Source organism: Corallococcus sp. EGB, from assembly GCF_019968905.1.
GTDB lineage: Bacteria > Myxococcota > Myxococcia > Myxococcales > Myxococcaceae > Corallococcus.
Window position 1 is genome coordinate 2,152,910 of the sequence record NZ_CP079946.1, and the last position, 21,751, is coordinate 2,174,660.

General features: G+C 69.4%; 15 protein-coding genes and 1 pseudogene. 9 read left to right on the forward strand and 7 right to left on the reverse strand.

Going from position 1 to position 21,751, the window contains the following annotated elements; genetic code table 11:
• Positions 1-11 precede the first annotated feature (11 nt).
• Together KYK13_RS39230 and KYK13_RS09020 are read left to right on the forward strand one after the other, a co-directional pair.
• On the forward strand, positions 12-215 hold the full coding sequence (locus KYK13_RS39230; RefSeq protein ID WP_370645404.1) for a LysR substrate-binding domain-containing protein: 204 nt from the start codon (positions 12-14) through the stop codon (positions 213-215).
• Positions 216-349: 134 nt separating this feature from the next.
• Positions 350-478: pseudogene (locus tag KYK13_RS09020) on the forward strand (IS5/IS1182 family transposase); the annotation flags it as partial.
• Positions 479-505: 27 nt separating this feature from the next.
• Here KYK13_RS09020 and KYK13_RS09025 read toward each other — a convergent pair.
• The 3 genes from KYK13_RS09025 to KYK13_RS09035 form a co-directional block, all read right to left on the reverse strand.
• Entirely contained in the window at positions 506-2,086 is a 1,581-nt protein-coding gene (locus tag KYK13_RS09025; protein WP_223643668.1) for a metallophosphoesterase, read from the reverse strand.
• A gap of 129 nt (positions 2,087-2,215) precedes the next feature.
• Positions 2,216-3,577: a HAMP domain-containing sensor histidine kinase gene (locus KYK13_RS09030; protein WP_223643669.1), complete on the reverse strand. Its 1,362-nt coding sequence runs from the start codon at positions 3,575-3,577 to the stop codon at positions 2,216-2,218.
• On the reverse strand, positions 3,558-4,214 hold the full coding sequence (locus KYK13_RS09035; RefSeq protein WP_223643670.1) for a response regulator transcription factor: 657 nt from the start codon (positions 4,212-4,214) through the stop codon (positions 3,558-3,560). The genes KYK13_RS09030 and KYK13_RS09035 overlap by 20 nt, the downstream gene beginning before the upstream one ends.
• Before the next feature lie 206 nt (positions 4,215-4,420).
• Here KYK13_RS09035 and KYK13_RS09040 point away from each other — a divergent pair, with 206 nt between their 5' ends.
• The 4 genes from KYK13_RS09040 to KYK13_RS09055 all read left to right on the forward strand — a co-directional run bounded on the left by KYK13_RS09040 (position 4,421) and on the right by KYK13_RS09055 (position 12,649).
• Positions 4,421-5,674 (forward strand): TolC family protein, encoded by a 1,254-nt coding sequence (locus tag KYK13_RS09040; protein WP_223643671.1) that lies wholly within the window; start codon positions 4,421-4,423, stop codon positions 5,672-5,674.
• Positions 5,667-6,845, forward strand: coding sequence for an efflux RND transporter periplasmic adaptor subunit (locus KYK13_RS09045; protein ID WP_223643672.1), 1,179 nt, complete (start codon positions 5,667-5,669; stop codon positions 6,843-6,845). Before KYK13_RS09040 ends, KYK13_RS09045 begins: the two co-directional genes overlap by 8 nt.
• 18 nt (positions 6,846-6,863) lie before the next feature.
• Positions 6,864-9,938: an efflux RND transporter permease subunit gene (locus KYK13_RS09050; RefSeq protein ID WP_223643673.1), complete on the forward strand. Its 3,075-nt coding sequence runs from the start codon at positions 6,864-6,866 to the stop codon at positions 9,936-9,938.
• Positions 9,939-10,159: 221 nt separating this feature from the next.
• The gene (locus tag KYK13_RS09055; protein ID WP_223643674.1) at positions 10,160-12,649 is read left to right on the forward strand and encodes a WD40 repeat domain-containing protein; all 2,490 of its coding nucleotides are present in this window, start codon (positions 10,160-10,162) and stop codon (positions 12,647-12,649) included.
• 87 nt (positions 12,650-12,736) lie between these two features.
• Here KYK13_RS09055 and KYK13_RS09060 read toward each other — a convergent pair whose 3' ends face one another.
• Positions 12,737-15,313 carry a DUF5916 domain-containing protein gene (locus KYK13_RS09060; RefSeq protein WP_223643675.1) on the reverse strand — a complete coding sequence of 859 codons (2,577 nt, stop codon included), beginning with the start codon at positions 15,311-15,313 and terminating at the stop codon, positions 12,737-12,739.
• Between the two features lie 66 nt (positions 15,314-15,379).
• On the opposite strand from KYK13_RS09060, the gene KYK13_RS09065 reads away from it, so the two are divergent.
• Positions 15,380-15,565 carry a hypothetical protein gene (locus tag KYK13_RS09065; protein ID WP_223643676.1) on the forward strand — a complete coding sequence of 62 codons (186 nt, stop codon included), beginning with the start codon at positions 15,380-15,382 and terminating at the stop codon, positions 15,563-15,565.
• Between the two features lie 406 nt (positions 15,566-15,971).
• Here the strand turns inward: KYK13_RS09065 and KYK13_RS09070 are convergent, their stop codons facing one another.
• Positions 15,972-16,358: a TetR/AcrR family transcriptional regulator gene (locus KYK13_RS09070; protein ID WP_223643677.1), complete on the reverse strand. Its 387-nt coding sequence runs from the start codon at positions 16,356-16,358 to the stop codon at positions 15,972-15,974.
• Positions 16,359-16,394: 36 nt separating this feature from the next.
• Between KYK13_RS09070 and KYK13_RS09075 the strand changes: the two genes are divergently transcribed.
• Together KYK13_RS09075 and KYK13_RS09080 are read left to right on the forward strand one after the other, a co-directional pair.
• Complete coding sequence (locus KYK13_RS09075) at positions 16,395-16,814, forward strand: hypothetical protein (RefSeq protein ID WP_223643678.1); 420 nt, start codon at positions 16,395-16,397, stop codon at positions 16,812-16,814.
• Between the two features lie 758 nt (positions 16,815-17,572).
• Entirely contained in the window at positions 17,573-20,155 is a 2,583-nt protein-coding gene (locus KYK13_RS09080) for a kelch repeat-containing protein (protein WP_223643679.1), read from the forward strand.
• Positions 20,156-20,219: 64 nt separating this feature from the next.
• Here KYK13_RS09080 and KYK13_RS09085 read toward each other — a convergent pair whose 3' ends face one another.
• Both KYK13_RS09085 and KYK13_RS09090 read right to left on the reverse strand, forming a co-directional pair.
• Positions 20,220-21,299: a hypothetical protein gene (locus KYK13_RS09085; protein ID WP_223643680.1), complete on the reverse strand. Its 1,080-nt coding sequence runs from the start codon at positions 21,297-21,299 to the stop codon at positions 20,220-20,222.
• Positions 21,300-21,395: 96 nt separating this feature from the next.
• Complete coding sequence (locus tag KYK13_RS09090) at positions 21,396-21,611, reverse strand: hypothetical protein (protein WP_223643681.1); 216 nt, start codon at positions 21,609-21,611, stop codon at positions 21,396-21,398.
• Between the last annotated feature and the right edge of the window lie 140 nt (positions 21,612-21,751).

The following is a 21,751-nucleotide window of genomic DNA, read 5'->3' on the forward strand; positions in this document are numbered from 1 at the left end:
CACGTGGCCACCTGCGCGAGCGGCCGTCTGGCACCGTCCGGCTGACCGCCGACGAGTTCGCGGTGCAGCACGTCCTATGGCCTGCGTTGGAGCGCTTTCTTCTGAAGTACCCGGACAGTCGTGTCGAGCTGGCGACGGACTATGGCCTGACCGATATCGTGCAGGCGCGCTACGACGCGGGGGCCGCCGTGGCGGACTGGTTGCAAAGGGTATAGCCGTCGTCAGGCGCTGTGCTCCGACTTGGGGCATGCATTCAGGGCCGTACGCGAGCTGGCCCAGAAGCATGGCTTCACGCTCCGGGCGCTGAGACGGCGCTCCCAGATGCGCACGGCGTGGACGCCCTTTGCCACGATGGGTCGTCGAGCGAACTCATTCCTGGCTCAACTGCTTCCGGCGGCTGCTGGTGCGCTGGGAAGACACCTATGTCGCGATGCTGCACTTCGCGCTGGGCATCATCACCTGGTTCCATTCGCTCCTACCGAAAGAGGCTCTTGGCGCGACTGCCTCAGCCATGCTTCGTCCTGGAGCCAGTTGCGCGTCTGCGGCTGATTCCGAGGAGCGTGACTACGAAGGAACCCATTGCGTTGCCGGCACAACCCCTTGGAGGCGGTGGGGCTGTCGTCGTCACCTCGGGTCGAGGCCTGGGAGGCGGTGATGCATCCACGGGAGGGGATGGAAGGGGAGGCGGTACCGATGGCTCGGATACGCGAGGGGGCGGTGGGGCTGCTTCCACTTCGATGGGGAGGAAGTTCATCGTGCTTGCGGACCCCAGTGTGCCCCGGACCTGGACCTGATATCGCCCTGGCTCGGTGAAGACATGCGTAAGGGTCGGGCCCGTGCCGAGACTGGAGCGTTCGCCTTGGAGCCACGCGATGCTCGCACCTTCGTGACTGGGCACGGCCGTGAAGGCCACGGTGAGCGGCGCGGGGCCCTTTGTCGGGGTGGCGGTTGCGGTGAGCCGCAGGTCCAAGCGCTTGGAGATGACGAACTCGTCGGCGATCCCTCCGTCCGCTGACACCAGCCTTCCCGTGAGCACGTCCTTGTCGATGCGCACATCAAGGAAGCCATAGTCCTTGTCATTGCGCGCGGCGCTCCAGGCGGGTTGGCGCCGGGGGAACTTGCGCAGCACCGCGCCTCCCGACCCGACCACCAGATACGTGACCCCCCGCTTCTCCTTGGGGGCGACGCTCTCCGCCAGGAGGGGATACGTGCGCTCGTAGTCGTGGTCATGTCCGGTCAGGACCAGGTCGACGCCGCCCTGCTCGAAGAGGGAGGCGAAGAGCCCCCGAATCGGGCTGTCGTCACCATGCACCCCGCTAGAGAAGGGGGGATGATGCATGATGACCAGCTTCCACTTCGCGGGACTCGCGCGGAGGTCGTCGATGAGCCACTCGCGTTGCTCCCGGGGCGAGCACAAGCCCCCCGCCAGCCCCATCGCGCAGTTCGTGTCGATGGAGACGATGTGCGCGTCACCCCATTCGAAGGAGTAGTACCGCTCCGTGCCGGTGGGGTTGTTGGTGGGGAGGTGGAAGTTGTCGAAGTAGGGTTGTGCCGTCTCCGTCGCGTAGTCGTGGTTGCCCGGGGTCGCGAAGACCGGCGCACGGCGCAGCATGCTCGCCATGGGCGTGAAAAAGCGGCTCTGGAACTCCTCATGAGTGCCGGACGCATAGGCGTTGTCTCCCAGGGCCAGCAGCAATTGGGGCTGAGGCTGGACCCGGCGCATGGCCTCGACCACCCGCATCTGGGCGGTGCTCCCCGTGCCAGAATCGCCGAGGGCAATGAATTGAATCGGGTCTCCGGGCCCAGGCGCGGTCTGGAAGGTGAAGGGGCCGACAGACTCGCCACAGACCTCGATGGCGTAGTCATACGCCGTGTTCGCCCGCAGGTTCTTCAAGGCAATCACGTGCGTGGTCCGGGGTGCTCCGTCCGATGCCACGGGCTCCAGGGCACGCCCCGTCTCGCCCAGGCGCAGGGTCGCGATGCACGGGTTCTTGACGCCCAGGACGACGAGCGCGCTCTCCATGGTCACCTGTTGGAGATAGGGCTCGCGGGTGAGCGGGCCCGCGGCCGCGGCGGAGCAGAGCAAGGTTAGTGCCCCACTCACGAGCATGTTGATTGGACTGCGTGGCATGGCGCCGAAGGTACGCCCCGGTTCCGGGGGGGGAAGCGCCGTCGGGTCTGGTTCAGTTCATCGCCATCGACAGGAGTCATGCCCTCAGGCCCCAGCTCGCGGCTGGGAGGGGTCGCCACGAGCGAATGTCAGCCGCAGGTGCGCGCCCCGTTTCGAAGGGAGGAAGGCGACGTTCGCGCGGTGCGCACGCGCGACGAGCGCCACCAGGGACAGGCCGATTCCATGGCCGGGTTTCCCGGCGCGAGCGCCGGAGGCGCGATAGAACGGCTCGAAGACCCGCCTCAAGTCCGCCTCGCTGATGCCTGGTCCCTCATCCCGGATATCGAGCCGCGTCTCCTCAGGTGTCTCTTGAACGGAGACCCAGACACGCCCGGCGTCGGAGAACTTGAGCGCGTTCTCCACCCCGTTGTCGACGAGCTGTCGCAGCAGGTGTCTGTCCCCCGAAACGAGCCCGGGCGCACCGTCCTCGAAGTCGACCCGGCGTCGTTCGCCCGGTGGGAGCGCTTGGAGGACCTCTTCGACGACCTGCGCCAGACTCACCGGCTCGACGAGTTCCAGCGAGCCCTGGGTGTCGTCCGCGAGCACCAGCAGGCGCTCCACGAGCACTCCCAGCGACGTCACCGTCCGGTGCATCCGCGTCAGGGCCTGGGCGGTGTCCGGTGGCTGAGGCATCTCTGCTTGCAACTCCAGCTCCGCTTGCAGCGTGGCCAGGGGGGTGCGCAGCTCGTGCGCGGCATTCGCCGCGAAGCGGCGCGACTGTTCCAGCGCTTCCTGGAGGCGCGTGAGCAGCTCCACCAGCGCGGTGCGGACCGCGTTCACCTCGCTGTAGCGGGCCTGGGTCTTGAGAGGAGCGGGGAGGGGGCTTCCTGCCTCGATGCGGGCGAGCGAGGCGCTCAGCTCGGTGAGGGGCCGGGCCGCCCAGCTCGCCACGCGGCGGCTCATCAACAGGCCCATGAGCGAGGCACACGCCGTGGCGAGCAGCGCGGCCAGCGGCAGTGAGAGCCGGAGCCGGGGGATGCTCTCGATGTTCTCCTGCGCCACCGACAGGCGCCCATGGGCGGTCTCGCCGCAGCGCCTCACGCCCTCTTCCCCCGGGAGCTGGGACCACGCGCAGCCGGACTGGCGCGGGATGTCCGGGTCTCCCCCCAGCCTGCCCTCGTTGGAGAACAGGGTGATGCGGATGCCGAAGGGACTGAGCTCTGTCGCCTCATCATCGGCTTCAATCCGTGCTTGCGCGTCATCCAGCCCGGCCACCTCCTCGACCATGTCGACCGCCGCGTCGCGCAGGCGCCGGTCCTCTCCGGCGAGCAACATGCGGTAGGCGAGCAGGCCCGTGGCGCCTGCGGTGAGCGCGCTGCTCGTCAGGGCGACGGCCACCATGGTGCGAGACAGCCTGCGCACCATGGAGTCCCGGGGGCGCCCGGTGTCAGCCGTTTCCAAGGCCATACCCCGCGCCTCGCAGCGTGCGCACCACGTCCTCGCCCAGCTTGCGGCGAATCCTCCCGACCAGGACCTCCAGGCTGCTCGCGGCGCCAGGGCTGACGTCGCCCCAGACGGACTCCAGCAGCGCATCGCGGCTCACGACGCGGTCTCCATGGGACGCCAGCGTCTCCAGGATGGCCCACTCACGCGCGGTGACGGCCACGGCCGCGCCGGCCCGCAGGGCCTCACGCCGGCCGAAGTCGAGGACCACGTCGCCCACCCGGGCGCGCACCGTGCTCGCCTTGTCCTTGCGGCGTCCGAGCGCGCGCACCCTCGCCCGCAGCTCGGCGATGGCGAAGGGCTTGCCCAGGAAGTCGTCCGCTCCCGCATCCAGTCCCTCGACGCGCTCGGACACGCGGTGATGCGCGGTGAGGAGGAGGATGGGGGTCTGGATTCCGTCCGCGCGCAGCTCGCGACAGAGCGACAGCCCGGAGCCGTCCGGGAGGCCCACGTCGAGCACGATGACATCCGTCTCGTCGACGAGCGACCGACGCGCCTGCTCCACGTCTCCCGCCTGGCGGACGACGTGGCCGTCGCGCTCCAGGGACTGGGTGACGAGGGCGCGGAGCTCCTGATGGTCATCGACGACGAGGACTCGCATGGCGGGGTTCTCCATGGAGCTATACCACCCGCGAGTCGCTCCGAAACGGGGCCGCCGGGCCGACGTTCAGCCACCGTTCAACCTCGGCTGGCAGGGTCCGCGCCATGTCTTTCCGGTGCAGGACTCGACGGCCCAAAGCTCGAACGCTGGCGCTCGCGTGGGTGGTCACCACGGGGTGTGCCAGCTCGCCCTATGACCGTGCCTGGGTGTCCTCGGAACTCGCGACGCTCGCGGCCCCGCTGGGGCCGGGCGTCACCGAGGCTCCCTCGTTGCCTCCGGGTGTCACGGACACCCTGCCGCTGGACGAGCGGACCGCCGTCGCGGTGGCGCTCTGGAACAGCGCCGCGCTCCAGTCCGACATGGCACAGCTCGGCGTCTCGCGAGCTGACCTGGCGGAGGCGGGGGCGCTCCCCAATCCGACGTTCTCGCTGTTGATGCCCGTGGGGCCCAGGACGCTGGAGACCTCGTTGCTGCTTCCCCTGTTCTCGCTCTGGCAGCGGCCCGCTCGCGTGGCGGCCGCGAAGGTCCAGGTGGAGCAGGTCGCGCGGGGACTCGTCCAGAACGGGCTGGATGTCGCGCGCGACGTCCGCCTGGCCCACTCGGACTGGGTGCGCTCGGAGGGACGCCGCGTGGCGCTGGAGGAGCTGGCGGCCTTGTGGGCGCACACCCGCGAGCTCGTCGAGGCACGACAGGCGGCGGGTGATGCCAGCCGGGTCGAGGTGGCCTCACTGAGGTCCGAGGCCTGGCTGGCGGAGGATGCCGCCCGGCGCTCACGGACGGACGTGACCCTGGCCAGGGAGCGGTTGCGACTGTTGATGGGCGTGGCGCAGAGCCCGCTGTTCCAGACGGCCCCGCCGCTCGTCCCGCCGCGGGATGCACGGGCACTGCGACCCCTTCCGGACCTGATCCAGCTCGCGCTCGCCGCGCGGCCCGACGTCCGCGCGGCGGAGCTGGGCATCGCCCTGGCGGGAGGACGGCTCGGCTGGGAGAAGACGCGCATCCTCCAGTTGATGGCGAGGCTGGACACCAAGCCCTCGACGACGGCGAGCGGTGAGCCCAAGGCCTTGTGGGTTCCCGGCGCGCAGCTCGAGGTGCCCATCTTCAACTGGAACCCTGGTGGAATCGGCCGCGCGGAGGCCGAGCTGATGCGCGCCTCCGCTCGTTATGTCCTGCTGCGACAGCAGGTCTCCAACGAGGTCCTCACCGCGCGCGAGCTGGCGGTCCAGGCCTCGCAGTCACTGGAGGCCTTCGAAGCCAGCATCCTGCCTGCGCTGACCACCGCGGGAGAGGGTGCGCGCAAGGCCTTCGACGCCGGTGACATCCCCTACCTCCAGGTGCTGGACGCGCTCCGCCGTCTGGCCGACGCGCGCCTCCGCGCCCTCGACCTCGAGGCGGATCTCCGCCGTGCACTTGCCCAACTGGACCGCGGTCTGGGCAAACAGGGAGTGGCCCATGAGTAGACATCTCCGACTCACGCTCATCGCGAGCCTCGTCACCCTGAAGCTCGCGTGCCGGCCCGACAAGCCCGCGCCGATTCCTCCCGCTGCGAAGGTGAGCGCCCACGTGGCTGAGTCCGCGCTGGCGACAGTGACGCTCGTCCCCCAAGCCGAGGAGCGCCTGGCGTTGCGCGTCCAGAGCGTGGAGAAACGCAAGGCGGCGCGCAAGCAGGTGCTGGGCGGCGAGGTCGTCGTGCCCTCTGGCAGTGCCCTCGTGGTGACGGCGCCCGTGGCGGGTGGCGTCGTCGCGGAAGGCGCCGCGTCCGCGCTGCGTCCCGGAGCCGCTGTCAAGCGAGGCGACGTGTTGTTGAGGCTGGTGCCGCTCGCCACGGTGGACCGGGACCTCCATGCCCAGGCCCAGCGGACCGTGGAGAGCGCCCGTGCCCGTGACGAGGCCGCGGCGGCCCGGCTCGCTCGCGCGGAGCGCTTGCTGAAGGATGGCGCGGGCACCGAGCGGGCGGTGGAAGAGGCTCGCGCGGACCGGGCCGTGGCCCGGTCGGAGCTCCAGGCGGCGAACGCGCGGTTGGCGCTGGTGGGGCGCTCGCCGCTCGAATCGGACGTCAGCCTGCGCATCCGCGCGCCGCGCGACGGCGTCCTGCGACAGGTGTCGTTCGCACCCGGGCAGTCCGTCACGGCGGGAGCTCCGCTGTTCGAGGTGGTGGGCACCACGGCGAACTGGGTGCGCGTGTCGCTCTTCGTCGACGAGGCCCACCGCGTGAAGGCGGACGTCCCCGTGCGCGTGCACGCGCTCCTCACGGGCAGGGATGACGGGGTGGAGGCGCTGCCGGTGCTGGGGCCTCCCAGCGCGGACCCCATCGCCGCCACGGTGGACCGCTTCTACGAGCTGCCCGCGTCGGTGAGCCTGGCGCCGGGGCAGCGCGTCGGGGTGTCGCTGCAACTGGGCGATGACGCGGAGGTCCTCGCCGTGCCGTCGTCGGCGGTCGTCTACGACGCGCTGGGGGGAGCCTGGGTGTACGTGCGGCAGCAGGAGCACGTGTACACGCGCAGCCGCGTCGACGTCATGCGCCAGGAGGGGGCGGATTCGTTGCTCTCGCGGGGGCCGCCGGCGGGCACCTCGGTCGTGGCCGTGGGAGCGGCGGAGTTGTTCGGGACGGAGTTCGGTGCTGGCCACTGATGGAGACCTGACCTCGACATGCGCTCGCTCATCGCCGCCTGCCTGAACCATCGCCTCGTCCCCATCGCCGCCGCGGTCCTGCTGCTCCTCATGGGCTACGCGAGCCTGCGCGACATGCCGCTCGACGTGTTTCCCGAGTTCGCGCCGCCCCTGGTCGAAATCCAGACGGAGGTCCCCGGGCTCTCCAGCCTGGAGGTGGAGAAGCTCATCACCACGCCGCTGGAGAATGGCCTCGCGGGCGTGCCGGCGCTCAAGACGATGCGCTCCAAGTCCGTGCTCGGCCTCTCGTCGGTGGTGCTCATCTTTGAGCGGGGCTCGGACCTGTTCCGGGCGCGGCAGCTGGTGCAGGAGCGGTTGGCGCGGCTGGCCCCCACGCTGCCCGCAGTCTCCCGCCCGCCGGTGATGCTCTCACCCGTGTCGGCGACGAGCCGCGTCCTCAAGGTGGGCCTCGTCTCCGACACCCTGGACCGGATGGCGCTGTCGGAGGTCGCCCGGTGGACGCTGCGTCCTCGTCTGATGAGCATTCCGGGCGTGGCGAACGTCGCCATCTGGGGCCAGCGGGACAGGCAGTTTCAGGTGAAGGTCGACCCCGAGCGGCTGCGCGCCGCGAACGTCCGCCTGGACGACGTCCTCCGCGTGGCGAGGGAAGCGAGCCTCCCGTCCTCGGGCGGCTTCGTCGACACGCCCAATCAGCGGCTCGCCGTGAGCCTCTCGGCGGACACCCCACTGGAGGCCTTGAAGGAGGTCCCCGTGGCCTTCCGCAATGGCGCCTCCATCCGGCTCGCGGACGTGGCCACGGTGCAGGAGGGGCATCCACCGCCCATCGGCGAGGGCATCGTCGATGACGCGCCGGGCATCCTCCTCATCGTGGAGAAGCAGCCCTGGGGCAACACGCTGGAGGTCACCGCGCAGGTGGAGGCCGCGCTGGAGCAGATGCGTCCCGCGCTCCAGGGCGTCACCCTGGTGCCGGGCATCTTCCGGCCCGCGACGTTCATCGAAAAGGCGGTGGGCAACCTCCGGCACGCGGTGCTGCTCGGCTGCATCATGGTCATCATCGTCCTGTTCGTCTTCCTCCAGGACGTCCGGACCGCCGCCATCAGTCTCGTCGCGATTCCCCTCTCCCTGGTGGGCGCCGTCGTCGCCCTGCGACTGGTGGGGGCGACCCTCGACACCATGGTGCTCGCGGGGCTGGTGCTCGCCCTGGGCGAGGTGGTGGACGACGCCATCATCGACGTGGAGAACGTGCAGCGGCGGCTGGCGGAGAACCGGAAGCTGGGCAGTCCTCGCTCCGTCTTCGAGGTGGTCCTCGAGGGCTCCATGGAGGTCCGCAGCGCGGTCGTCTATGCGACGGTGATTGTCGTCTTCGTCTTCCTGCCGGTCTTCCTCCTGGAGGGAGTCAGTGGCGCGTTCTTCCGGCCACTCGCGGTGGCGTATGTCCTGGCGGTGGGCGCGTCGATGGTGGTCGCGCTGACGGTGACGCCGGTGCTGTGTCTGCTGTTCTTGAAGAACCATCAGGAGAAGCCGCCCCGGCTCGCGGGATGGCTGCGCTCACGCATCAGCCCCATTGTCGCGTGGGGGATGGACCGCCCTCGACTGGTGGTGCGGACCGTGCTGGCGGTGCTGGCGGTGGGCGGGGGGATGGCGGCGCTGTTGGGAGAGGGCTTCCTGCCTCACTTCCAGGAGTCGGACTTCCTCATGCACTGGGTGGCGAAGCCGGGGACGTCTGGGGATGCCGTCCTGCGCACGGCCCTGCGCGCCAGCACGGAGCTGCGAGCCATCCCCGGGGTCCGTCACTTCGGCGCGCACATCGGCCGCGCGGAGGTGGCGGACGAGGTGGTGGGCCCCAACTTCGCGGAGCTGTGGATCAGCCTGGACGAGGTCGACGACTACACGGGGACGGTGCGGCGCATCAACGAGGTGGTGGAGGGCTATCCCGGCCTCTACCGCGACGTGCAGACGTACCTTCAGGAGCGCATCAAGGAGGTGCTCAGCGGAGCCGGTGGGTCCATCGTGGTGCGCTCCTTCGGCCCCGACCTGGACACGCTGCGCTCCAAGGCCCGCGTCATCGAAGCGAAGCTCCGGACGATTCCCGGCGTGGTGAACCTCAAGGTGGAGCCCCAGGTGCTGGTGCCCCAGATTCAGGTCCGGCTCGAACCGGAGGCGGGGCGGAGGCTGGGCCTGACTCCGGGTGACGTGCAGCGCGCGGTGGCCACGCTGCTGCAAGGTACGAAGGTGGGCGAGGTGTACCAGGAAGAGCGCACCCTGGACGTCGTCGTGTGGGGCGAGGACTTCCTGCGCCAGGACGTCGCCGCCGTGAAGGCGCTGCGTCTGGTGGCCCCCACCTCGGGCATGCCATACCGACTGGGTGACGTGGCCAGGGTGGAGCTGGTCTCCGTGCCCAACATCGTCCAGCACGAGGGCGCTTCCCGCCGGCTGGACATCACCTGCGACGCCCAGGGCCGGGCGCTGGGCGCGGTGGTGACCGACATCCAGGCCGCCATCGCTGACATCGACTGGCCCACGGGCCACCATGCTGAGGTGCTGGGGGAGTACGCCGAGCGGCAGGGTGCACGGACGCGCCTGCTGGCCTTCTCCCTCCTTGCGGTGCTGGGCATCGCCCTGGTGCTCTACCTGGACTTCCAGTCCCTCCGCCTCGTCGCCTTCACGCTGGGGACGTTGCCCTTCGCGCTCGTGGGTGGGGTCGTGGGGGTGCTGCTGACCGGAGGAGTGGTCTCCCTGGGCTCACTGGTCGGCTTCGTCACGGTGCTGGGCGTCGCGGCCCGCAACGGCATCCTTCTGGTGAGCCACTACCGACACCTCGAGTCCAGTGAAGGCGTCCCGTTCGGTGGGGAGCTGGTCCTCCGCGCCACGCTGGAGCGCCTTCAGCCCATGGCGATGACGACGCTGACGACGGCCCTGGCCCTGATGCCACTCGTCGCTGGAGGTCTGAAGCCCGGTCAGGAAATCGAACACCCAATGGCGGTCGTCATCCTCGGAGGCCTGGTCTCCTCCGCGGTGTTGAACGTGCTGCTGGTGCCCTCCCTGTATCTGCGCTTCGGGCGCGGGACACGCGCGGTGCGCGGGGAGGCCTGAACGGCCGTGGGGCTTCCCGCCTGGGGCAGGGCAGGGCTGGGAGTGCGTCGTGAAGCGCACCCCCTGGCGCTGGGGGGCTCCTACTTCGCTTCCACCAGGTCGGACACCGTCTCCGCCTCTTCGTGGGTGTCCACTGTAGCGGATCATGCCCAGCCCTCCCTGGTTGCCTCTGTGGCGTCTGCGCTGGGACTCCGGGACATGTTCTGTCACAAGGATGGCCTATGAACCCGTCCGACTTGACTCGCGAGGCCCTCTCCGACTTCTTCGTGCTCGAGCGTCTTTTCAAAGAGCAGGGCCTGGACGCGCTCCAGCGCGCGCTGGAGCGACTGCTGGGGCAAGTGCCGGCGGCGAGCGAGGCCCCGCCGGACGGCCCCCGCCTGAACGACACGAGGGCGCTTCGGGTGCTCCTGCGCGCCCTGGCGATTGACGCAGCCTTCCTCCGCGCCCATCCCGAAGCGCTCTTCCAGTGCCTCTACAACCGGCTGCGCTGGTTCGACGCGCCCGACGCTGCACAGCACTTCACCCCGGAGAGCCGAGGTCCTTGGAGCGACCCTGCGTCCCAAGTGTGGCGCCTCGCGGAGCATTGGCGACGGCAGTGGGAGTCCCGCTCAAGTTCCCCGTGGGTGGAGTCCCTGAGGCCGCTCCCGGGGCCGCTTATGGGCGAGGACCGGTTTCTTGCCCACGACGCCCGTGTGTTGTGCGTGGCCTTCAGTCCCTCCGGGGCGAAGGTGGCGACAGGCACCCAGGGGAGCCATGACACCGTGCACATCTGGGACGTGGCCACCGGCACCCGCCTTCAGGGTCTGGCCCACGGCTTTGACGTCCGGAGCGTCGCATGGAGTCCGGATGGGACGAAGCTGGCCTCCGGGGCCCGCAGCCACGATGCGTGCATTTGGGACGCGGAGACTGGAGCCTTGTTGCACTCCCTCACCCGCCAGGAAGGACAGGTCACGTCGGTGGCCTTCAGCCCGGACGGGCGCACGGTGGCCGCGGCAAATCTGGGCTGGAGGGTGAGGCTCATCGACGTCGCAACCGGCGAGGTGGCACAAACGCTTGTCGGTCATGAGCAGTCGGTATTGAGCGTTGCCTTCCACCCCTCAGGCCGCTGGCTGGCCACGGGCGCTTCGGACAATACCGTACGTGTTTGGGACGTGGCGACAGGCGATCAGGTGGCCCGAGTTCCCACCACCTCCTCCGTCAACTCCGTGGCCTTCAGTCCGGACGGTGCGTGGCTCGCACTCGCGGACGTGGACGGCGTGGTGCGGGTGAAGACGGAGGACTGGACGCGAGTGCCCGGCGCGACCGGAACAGGCCCATGCTCCTCGCTGGCTTGGTTGGACAGCTCCCGGCTGGGCATGGACTCCGTCAATCGCGTGGAGGTGCTGGACGTCACGAGCGGCGCCGTGTCGCGGGCCCGCCCCTATTTGCACGATGCGCATGGGAGGACGGTGGCGTTTCACCCCGACGGCGAGCACTTCGCCCTCACCGCATCCGATGGACGGTTGCTCATCGGCGACCTGAAGGAGGACCCTTCCCCGGCGTTGCTCGCCGAGCAGAACCGCACCAGGTCCCTGTGGGGTAGCGCCGAGGGGCTGCTTGCCTTCGCTCGGCAGAAGAGGGGCTTGCAAGTGCAGGTGATTGGCGCCGACGGGCGCGCGAGCACCGCGCCCGATGAGTACCGCGCCGTCCCTCTGGCGCCTTGGAAGGTGAGCCCTGACAATGCAGTTTTCGCCTGCCCCTTGATGCAGCTTGGCGATCGCCCGCCCTTCCACCCGGGAGTCCAACTCTTCGATGCTCGGACTCTCGCGCCCACGCACACGCTGACGGCGCCCGCCAAGGACGTGCCAGACACGAAGAGCATCTCCACGAAGGCGCTGCCGCTGGATTTCTCTCCCGACGGGCAACTGTTGGCGGCTGCCCTCCACGAAGGAGCGGTGCATGTGTGGCGCGTGAAGGATGGGGCCCTGCTCCACCGACTCCAATGTCCACGGGGCCCTGTATCCAGTGTGGAATTCACGCCCGACGGCGCATTCGTGGTGTCTGTCCACGAGCAGGACTCACTGCTGCTGCTCCATGACGTACAGGGCGGAGCTCGCACCCTCGAGTCTCAGGTGGTGATGGACCCCGCCATCGCCTATGCCGCTGCGGCCGACGCTCCTTGTATCGCCGTCGGCCGCCGAGGCGGAGAGGTCGCACTCTTCGACCTGCCCTCAGGCACCGAGCGGGTTCTGCACGTCGGGGCATCTCCGGTGATTGCGGTGGGGCTCTCCGCGAGCGGTGGAGTCGTCGCGGCCAGCTGCGTGGATGAGCGAGTGCGCGTATTCGACTCGCGCACGGGCGCGCTTCGATACGAACTCCTACATCCCGCTGCCGCCTTCCCGGTGGCGTTGAGCGATGAGGTGCTGGTTACGCAAGCCGACGACCAGCGCACGCGCTTCTTCGACCTCGCCACGGGCGCGCAGCGCGCGGAGTTGGACGGGTGCGCGGTGCCCGAGGACGTGGTGCGCCGGCGGTACTGGGAGGCGCTGGGCGAGGGGCCCGTTGCCTTCCACCGCCAGCTGGAGCCCGCGCCCTTCGCCCACTTCCAGGACGAGATGGAGGAGGTGCTCATCCTCCAGGAGGGAGTCGTCCTGGGGCGCGGGAGAGCCGAGCAGGACTTCTTGTATGTGTTGAAGCTGCACGAGCCAGCGCTGCTACCGGCCATTCGCTGAGGCTCGTTCGGGCCTTCGGCCTGGTTTGGACCCGTCGTCTGCCTGGGGGCGCCGACGGGTCCCAGCGCTCGCTTTTCCCGGCGCGCGTCACGCGTCCCAGTAGTAGCTCCACTTGAGCATCACCGCGTCGTTGGCCGGACCTGCCAGCAGCCGTCGGGGCCGCAGCGTCGCGAAGGGCCGCTCGTCCTCGGGTGTCGGCAGTCCCGCCTGTGCGCGTGAGTAGACGAAGAAGAGCGTGGAGCCCAGCCGGTACTCCCAGCGCAGCACCAGGTTCACATTGAGCGCCGTCGAGTAGAAGCTGCTGCTGTCCGTGTGCTCGATGGGCACGAGCGACGACAGTCGCACCCGCGTCCGCTGTGCGTCGGACGTGGCCGTGAAGAAGGGCCCATACAGGCCATACGCGGTGAAGAGCTGCGCATACCCCTGCGCGGTGAAGCGGGGTGACACCACCCACTCCTGCCGCAGCGTGAGCGTCAGGTAGCGGGCGTCCAGCGAGCCCAGGAGGAAGCGGCCGTCGTCCAGCGTCTCCACGAAGCGCGGCCCGTGGTCCGTCTTGTCGGCGCCCAGCTTCAACTGGGTCTCCAGCGACGGGTGGGGGCGGACCGACACGCTGACCTCGTAGCCCCAGCCCCACGCGGCCGGGCTCGGCCCGCCCTGGCTGCGATGGCCCACCGCGCCGTACGCTTCCACCGACACGAGGCGGTTGCGGTTCGTCTCGACGAAGGCGCTGAAGAAGCCGCGAGTCGGTCGCTGCAGCGGAACGCCCGTCCCCACCATCTCCCGCACGTCATAGTCATTCAGGTCCGCGCCGGTCTCCACGCCCACCGTGTCGAAGGTGGGCAGCGTCGCGTTGGCGTTGAGGTTGAGCCAGGTGACCCGGTGCACGTGCCGCTCATCCGCCGACCACCGCGCGCCCACATGGGCGTTGGCGAAGAACGCCTTGAAGGGCCCCAGCCCATTGGGCCTCGCGAAGCGCAGCGTCGCCCGGGGGGCCACCTCGTTTTGCGAGCGCTGGAACCCCGCGGCGAACAACGACAGCTTGGGCGTGGCCACGTCCAGGCCGAACTCCGGACGAAGGCCCTCGCCGCCGAAGCGCCCCGCGCGCACGTAGCCGCCCACGCCCGAGTCGCCCTGCGCCAACCGCGTGCCGTCCGCCAGCACCCGCTCTGGTGGGCCGCCCTCCGTGCGTGAGGCCACCAGCATCCCGTACACGCCCCACGTGCTGTCCGCCGTCTTCAGGTCGAAGTCGAGCGCGCCGGCCAGTCCCCCCCGGGCCCGGCACGCGGCCTTCTGCTGGGCGCCTTCCTCCTGCGCGTCCTCCAGGGTGCAGGTGCCCGACAGCGGGTTGGTCATCGTCACCGCGCCCCCCACACGCGAGCCTTCGCCCACCTTTCCTCGCGCCACCGCCACGAGGTAGTGCGTCGTCGCGGAGGGGGTGTCCGGAAGCTGCACGCCCGGGCCCACATGCATGGGCCGCCGCCAGTCCAGGTGCAGTGCCCGGTCCGGTTGCTCCTCATCGCGCGCCTGCCAGGGGCCGGTGACGAGCGCATCCAGGACGCCCACCTGCACGCCGCCCACCGCGCCCGTCACCTTCGCCGCGCCCAGGATGGGGGTGTCCAGGCCGATGCGCCGCGAGTAGAACAGCGCCAGGGGCGCGTCACCCACGTTCATGCCCACGGGCTGGAACAGCTCCATACCCTGGGTGAAGAAGGGCCGGCGCTCCGGGTAGTACGCCTCGAAGGTGCTGAGGTTGAGCAGCATCTCGTCCGACTCCACCTCACCGAAGTCGGGGTTGAAGGTGGCCGCCAGGGCCAGGCTGCTGCTCAGCGTCGCGCGTACGTCCAGCCCCACGTCCAGCGACGGACTCAAAAGCCGTGGCGAGGGACGCGCTCCGCTGGAGTACTGCGGATGCACCAGCCCGCGCCCCGCGAGGTACGGCATCAGCTCCCAGCGGCCGCGGGGACGCACGTCCTCGAGTCCCGTCAGGTGACCCAGCCGCGACACATTGGTGTTGTGCGTGCGCGGGTTCTCCACTGACTCCAGCTCCTCGTTCTTGCGCGCGATGTCCCGCCGCACCGAGAAACCCCACGTCTGCACGGGGGCCTCCGGGAAGCGCAGCAGCGACAGGGGGATGGCGTACTCGGCCACCCAGCCGTCCTCCACGCTGCCCGCGACGCCGTTCCAGATGCCGCTCCAGTCCGGCGTGTAGTAGCGGTCGTCGTAGAACAGCCCGTCGCTCTGCACGCCTCCCGCGGTGAGGGAGAAGGAGTACGCCGTGCGGTGGTCATGCGCGGAGTCGATGAGCACCTGCACCGCGTCCGAGAACGGCGCGCTGTCGCGCCGCCCCAGCCGCCGGTCGATGAGCGCCGGCTGCGAGTCGCGCGCCACCACGCCAACATAGAGGGTGTCCTCGTCGTAGAGGATGCGCAGCTCCGTCTTCTCCGACGGCACGCGTCCCGCTTGGGGGTAGCGCTCCACGAAGGCGTCGAACACCGGCGCGTTCGCCCACGCCGCTTCGTCCAGCTTTCCATCCACCTGGATGGGCCCCATGGCCCTGACCGCGCGGAGGACCTGCTCCCCCTCCGGCCCCGCCACCGCCGCGCCCGCCGCGAGACTCCACAGCGACAACCCCAGGGCGACGGTCCCTTTGACGCCGAATGACATGACATCCCTCCGGCGCCTCGCGCAGCGAGGACACCGGGCTCCCTCGAAAAGAACGTGCGTGGAAGGATGGATTTCCCGGATGGCCCTGAATCGCTACAGGCCACCCGTTCCGTCATCCTTGCGGTGTCACATGGAACGCATGAGCTTCTCTTTGATTTCATGGACGCGCAGGGGGACACGCCCATCCGGGGGGATTCCACCGTCTCCCGCATCGCGCTGCTGTTTCACGACGAGCGGGTTGACCCGTTGTGACATCGAGGTGCACCCAGCGCCGCTGGTCCTTGCGGGGATGACTGTCCCTTTGCGCTGATACCAGCACCTCGCACGCGGCCGCCGAGTGAGTGTGTGCTGATCCACTCACTGGATGAGGGGAGCCTTCAGAGGGAACCGGGCTCCCCCAAACAGTGACCCGCATTGGAGAGGACAATGACTACACAAATGAAAGACTCGGTTCTCTTCAGCGCAGCCGAGCCCTCCAGGGAATGCACCGCGCCCGTCCTCTTCGGGAAGACACCATCCTGCTCGGAGCAGTTCCACTGCCAAGGGCGCCCTGGTCCAGGCCACGGACCGCTCCATGGAGACGGCCCAACGTCGAAAGAATCAAGGCAGGCCTCCTTCCACCTGTCACCAGGAGCTGAATGGAAACCTGCCCGGTGTGTCAGTCGGCGCCATCGATGAGTCTCTGCAGGATGGCAGCGACCTCTCCTACGAGCTCAGGGGCAGGGCGCCCCGAGAGCGGCTTCAGCGGCAGCTTGAACCGATAGAACCAGAGCCCCGTCACCACCGAGAGGAACATCGCGGCGCGCTGCTCCGCATCCCTCCCGCCAATGAGCGCGGCCATGGCCTCACCGAGCTTGCCTCGCTCCGTCGTGTCGAGCGTCTCCCTGAGGTCGAAAGCCTCGGCGACGGCCTCCTCGAAGAGGTTCTCCTTGGACCCGAAGTAACGCACCACCAGCGCGGCCGTTATCCCGGCCTCCGCCGCGATGTCGCGGATGCTGGCCTTCGCGCACCCGACCTTGGAGAACGCCACCTTCGCGGCCTCCATGAGCCGCGCGCGGGTGCGCTCCCTTCGAGGGATGCCATGGGTGCTTCGCGATCGGTCTCGAAGTGGGTCATCTCAGGCCTGGGTGCATTCGCGCTCGCGATGGGCGTGTTCGGGCTGCTCGACCCCGAACGGCAGGCGCGCATGATGGGCTTCTTCGCGGTCGCCGCGAGGTCGCCCGATGACCACACCGCCACGCTCCTCGTGATGACCTCGCTCGCCACCAGCAACACGGCCGTCCTCTGCCTGATGGGCGCCGCGAAGCGGGGGTCCGGCTTCTCTTTCTGGGCCGTGGCGGCGCGGACCCTCATGGGGGCAGGGCTCGCGACGCTGGCGCTCACGGGCAAGGGCCCCGGGGCCTTCTTCGGCGCCGCGATCTGGGAGTGGCTGGGCGCGGCCATCATTGGCGGCTCGAGCCTGTGGGATCGCAGAGGGGCGAAGACGAAGCCTGCCGCGTGACGCCCGCCGGGCTCTCCGTGTCCGAGCGGCAGCCGCGCGGCTCCAGCTCCGCGAAGGTCAGAATCATCGCCGCTGCCGAAGCGGCCCCACCCAGGTCCGTGGTTCTGTGGATCCTCTGTGGTTCCGTCGAACGGCTCTCGGCCCATCCGCAGCTCGCGCTGCTCCTTGCGCGGCCGGGAGAGCTCTTCGCGCTCCGCCGTCGTCAAAATACGGGGCTTGCCCTCGCCCCGGTCCGTCTTCGTCTGCCCCATCCACAGCCGTAGCGCTGACTCCGTCAGGTCCAAGTCTCGGGCAACCCAAGGGCTCATTCGGCTTCTCCTCTTTCGTGGACATCCTGGACTCCCTCCATCGCGTCTCGGGGGGCTGCGGAACCGGGCTACTCCCACGGCTCGACTGCGTCGAGGACATGGGCGGACTGGATGCGGCGCTATCGCTTGCCCACGTACGAACGGCTGCTCGGAGAGAACTTCAGCGCGGCGCGGCCCCGGGATGCCGTGTCCCATGGATGGCGCGCAGCCGTGCCCTGTCGATCCCTGAACCGGGCCTTGATGCAAGTCCATCAGCATTGACGCTGCTCGTCCGGTCCGCCACCCTGCGTCGGCTTCAAATCCTCTCCTGGGTGGGCTGGCCAACCCGATTCGGAGTGCTTCGGGTTGGAGGGCCTGGCCGAGAGAGGTCCCTCGTGACCTGGAGCATTCATGACCACCGCTCGCATCCTGGGCCTTGGCTTTCTTTCCGCATTGCTGAGCCAAGGCTGTATGGAATCCCCCACTGTTCATTCTCCCGACCTCTCCGCGTCCCCAAAGAAAGACATCTCCGCCGCCTCGTTGGACGCGGACCTCGCCATCCTCACGACAGGGCTCACCCAGGCCACGGAAGGCGTGACGTACCGCCGTGCTCCCGGTGTCGCGGAGGCAATCCTCGCGGCGGGTGGCACCGCGCCGCTCCAGGTGAGCGCCACCGGACTCCCGTCTGGTCTCACGATCGACGAGGACACCGGCATCCTCTCGGGGATCCCCGCGCCCGGCATGGCGGGAAGCCACGCAGTGGACGTCGTCGTCACGGACGCGAACGGGCAGACAGCCCAGGCCACGTTGTCGCTGGAGGTGGTGGCTCCGCGGGCGCTCGGCTCCAGCGGCACGGTGGGCGTGGAGCCGGAGGGCAGCCCCATCACGGATGCGCTGACCGTCTTCGTGATTGGAGAGGATGGGCGCGCGCGCGCGGGCGTGGGGGTCCGGGTGCGAAAGAATGGCATGGAGTATGTGCCCGCGCGTGAAGCGCTCACGGACGCAGAGGGGCGCGCCTACTTCACCGGCCTGGGGCTGGATGGCGTATCGGATACCGTGGACGTGACCGCCAACGGCACGGGACTCTCCAACGCCACGATGGCGCGGGTGAATGCCTCGCTGGTGACGCTGCTCGTCCCCGGCTACCCGGTGCCCCTGCCGCGCGGCAGCGCGAGCGCCACCTGGGATGCCCAGGCGGGAGGCTTCATCATGACAGGCGGACGGGGCTCGGGTGCAAACCAGCCCACGGGGTGTCTCAACGACACGGTGGCGCTCACCTCTGTCGCCAGCGGGACCTGGGAGGAGTGGGGCGTCCCGGGGCTCTCGGCGCCCGCGGCGCCTCCGGCGCGGGTTGGTGGTGCCTTCCAGTATCGCGGGAGTGGCATCAGCGTGCTCTTCGGGGGAGAGAGCTGCACGGGGTCGAAGCTGTCGGACACGTGGCAGTTCAACTCGGCCACTCGGACCTGGCAGCAAGTGGGGGCGCCGGGGCCCTCCGTGCGTTCGGGCGCGGCGGTGACGGCCTCCCCGGTCTCGGGCAGCATCTTGCTGTTCGGGGGGACCTCCGGGACGAGCTCGCAGGGAGGCCAGATCGTCAACAACGAGCTTTGGACCTATGCCCAGGGGTGGGGCAAGTTGTCTCCCACCGGCACGTTGCCAACCGCTCGCGCCTTCGCCGCCGCCGCGCTCGACACGAGCTCCGGGCTCATGTGGATCTGCGGCGGTGCGAACAGCGCGCCCAGCGGCGCCGACCTGGCGACGTGCTCCACGTACAACCGCTCCACCAATGCCTGGGCGAGCGCGCCCTCGCTGCCGGCGGTCCGTCGCGGTGGATTGATGGCTTATCGGCCCGGTGCGGGGATGTACCTCTTCGGAGGAACGACGAACGGTGCCGCTCGCAATGATCTGCTCCGGTTCAGCGCGGGAGCGTGGACAACGGTCACCGCGCAGGGCGCGGCGGGGAGTCCTCCAAGCAGTGGTGGAGTGAAGCTCGAGACGGACCCCACGACAGGCGACCTCATCCTCATCATGGGGACAGGGGCGGTGTGGACCTTCAACGGAACGGCGTGGCAGCAGCGAGCCACTTCGTCGTCCGCGACGGAGACCTTCACGCTGTCGGGGACGATTTCGGGCGGAGTGACGAGCGGCTTCAGTGGCGCCACCCTCTGGGTGGTCGCGCCCACCGGTTTCAGCGCGACCACGTTCTACGTCGCTCTGACGGGTGGGGTCGCCAGCTACAAGCTCGCGGGGGTGCCGGCGGGCGTCCCGCTCTCCGTCTATGCCTACTACGAGTCGGGTGGCCTCTATTCTCACAAGGACGTCGGGGAGGTGGGGCCGCTGGTCGCGGATACGACGTTGGACATCGCCCTGGAGCCAGGCCCCGTGACGACCACGACGACGACAGGCTCCGTCGTGCCTCCCGCGGATTGGCCCGCCTCCATCAACGCCCGCTATGCGCGAGGGGTTCGCCTCCAGTCAGGACTTCCCGCGCAGCCCAATGGCCCCGCGGAGAGCACGAGCGGCACGTCGAGGACGTTCTCCGCGACCTACATCCCAGCGTCCGCACCCGCCACTCAGGCCGTCTCGCTCGAGGCGACGGTGCTGGGGGCAGCGCTCTGCGAGACGTTGACGACCCGCATCTACAATCCTCCCGCGGGTGCTGTCGGCGCGGTGGCACTACCGGATGGCATCCGGGGCATTTCTCCGGGGATGAGTGAATGCGGCACCGGGACGGTGCCGACAGCCGCGGAGGGGGCGTATCAGCTCACCGCGCCCGCGGGCACGAAGTTGATCTCCGTGCGTCGGGGCGCGCGAGGGATGTCGTGGGACTGGGTGTATCTCTCGCAGGCAGAGGCGGGTGCCCACGACTTCGACTTCCCGCAGCCCAGCACACTGGCTCCGAGCAGGCCCGCCCCCAGCGGCCAGGGTACGGCCTGGGAGGTGACCGCCAGCGTCTTCGAGACGGGCTCCGGCTTCCGCTACGAGCAGTTCGAGTCCGCGAATCTGCGGCCCACGAGCACCGCGCGCAGTCACCCACGCGGCTTCGTGCGTCAGTAGCCGACGCGTCTATCCTGCGGTTCATGGCCAACGAGGGCTGAGGAGCGAGGCGTGGCGTCATCGCTCAGCGTGGCAACGAGTGAGAGCGCACCATCACCTCACGTTCAGGGTTCGTCAGCTCGCCAGCGTCGTAGAGGACCGCGCGGGGCTTGTTACGCAGGCCCCGCGCGGCTCCGACCTCCTCAAGAAGCGGGAGAGCCCCAGAACGCCAGTGGGCGTGAGCCGAGCTCGTGGACAGGTTGACGCCGCCACTGCCCTTTCGAACTCGGCCGGCGCCGCGTGACCGATTGCCGCGTACATGCGCTGCGGGTTGTAGAAGACCTCGATGGAGCTGAAACGCCAGGTGTCCCGCGTCCATGGGCCGCCGTGCACCAGCAGCACCGTGGGCAGCGGGCCCTGCGGCGCGTCCACCGGCCGTGTCAGGTAGCCCGTCAGCGTCAGGCCGTCGCGGGACTTCATCGCGCAAGGGCGCGGCGTCCTGCTCGAAGGCCACCACCCACCGGCGGTCCGCGCGGTCGCGGCTGACCAGGGCGAAGTCCCCGTCGGCCATGCGGCCCAGCACCTCGAAGTCCTCGCGCAGGCTCGCGTCCAGCACCTTCCACCGCACGTGGCCGTCGGTGTTGAAGGCCACGGCCTGGACCACCTTGCGCTCGGGGTGGAAGAGGACGTCGAACACGTCCGAGCCTGCGTCCTCCGCGAGCACCTTCTCCGCGCCCGCGCGCAGCACCTTCTCCACCAACTGAGAGGTGTTGGAGCCATGCGGACTCTTCAGGTACACCTTGGCGCCGTCGCGCGAGAAGCCGATGAACCCCATGTACTGCGGGAAGACGTTCTCCCGCAGGGGCACCTCCAGCAGCGTCCGCCACGGGGTGCGCACGGAGTCCCGGACGCGCAGCACCGTGGTGCCGTCCGGCTTCTGCGCCAGCGCTCCGCGCACGTTCAGCTGCGAGTCCGCCGTCCAGCTCATCACGTCGCCCGGGTCCTGCGTGTCGAGCGTGATGGCGCCGGTGTCGAGCGACACGCGGTAGATGTCCGAGCCCGTGCGCTCCCGGAGGTTCATCGTCACCAGGAGCTCTCGCGGCGCGGTGGGCGAGGACTCCAGCATCCGCGCACGGATGCCCTGGAAGGGCGTCAGGTCGCGCACCACGCCGGTCGACAGGTCGGCGGCGTAGACATGCGTGTTCTCGTCGCCGTCGGAGTCCTGCGGGTAGAGGAGGGGGCGCGAGTCCTGCGACCACTCTTAGTACCGGACGCCCCGCTTGGGCTCATTCGTGACGGTGCGGGTGTCATCCTTGCCTTGCAGTGTCCGCACCCAGACCTGCATGACGCCCTTCGCATCGGGCGCGACCCAGGCCAGCTTCTCTCCGTCCGGCGACAGCGAGGGAGCATCCCGGACAGGGTTGCCGAACAACAGCGCCCGGGGAATCACGGGCGGCGGCTCCGCAAGCGCGGGCACGGCTCACAGCATCAACACCATCACCCCACGGTGCAGCGACATCGGGTCTCCCAGTGGCGTCGTCCCTCGGGACGAAAAGTAGCGTCACGCTGGGTGAATACGTGCCGGTGCTGCTTATTTCTCACTCCGTGCCCCAGAGA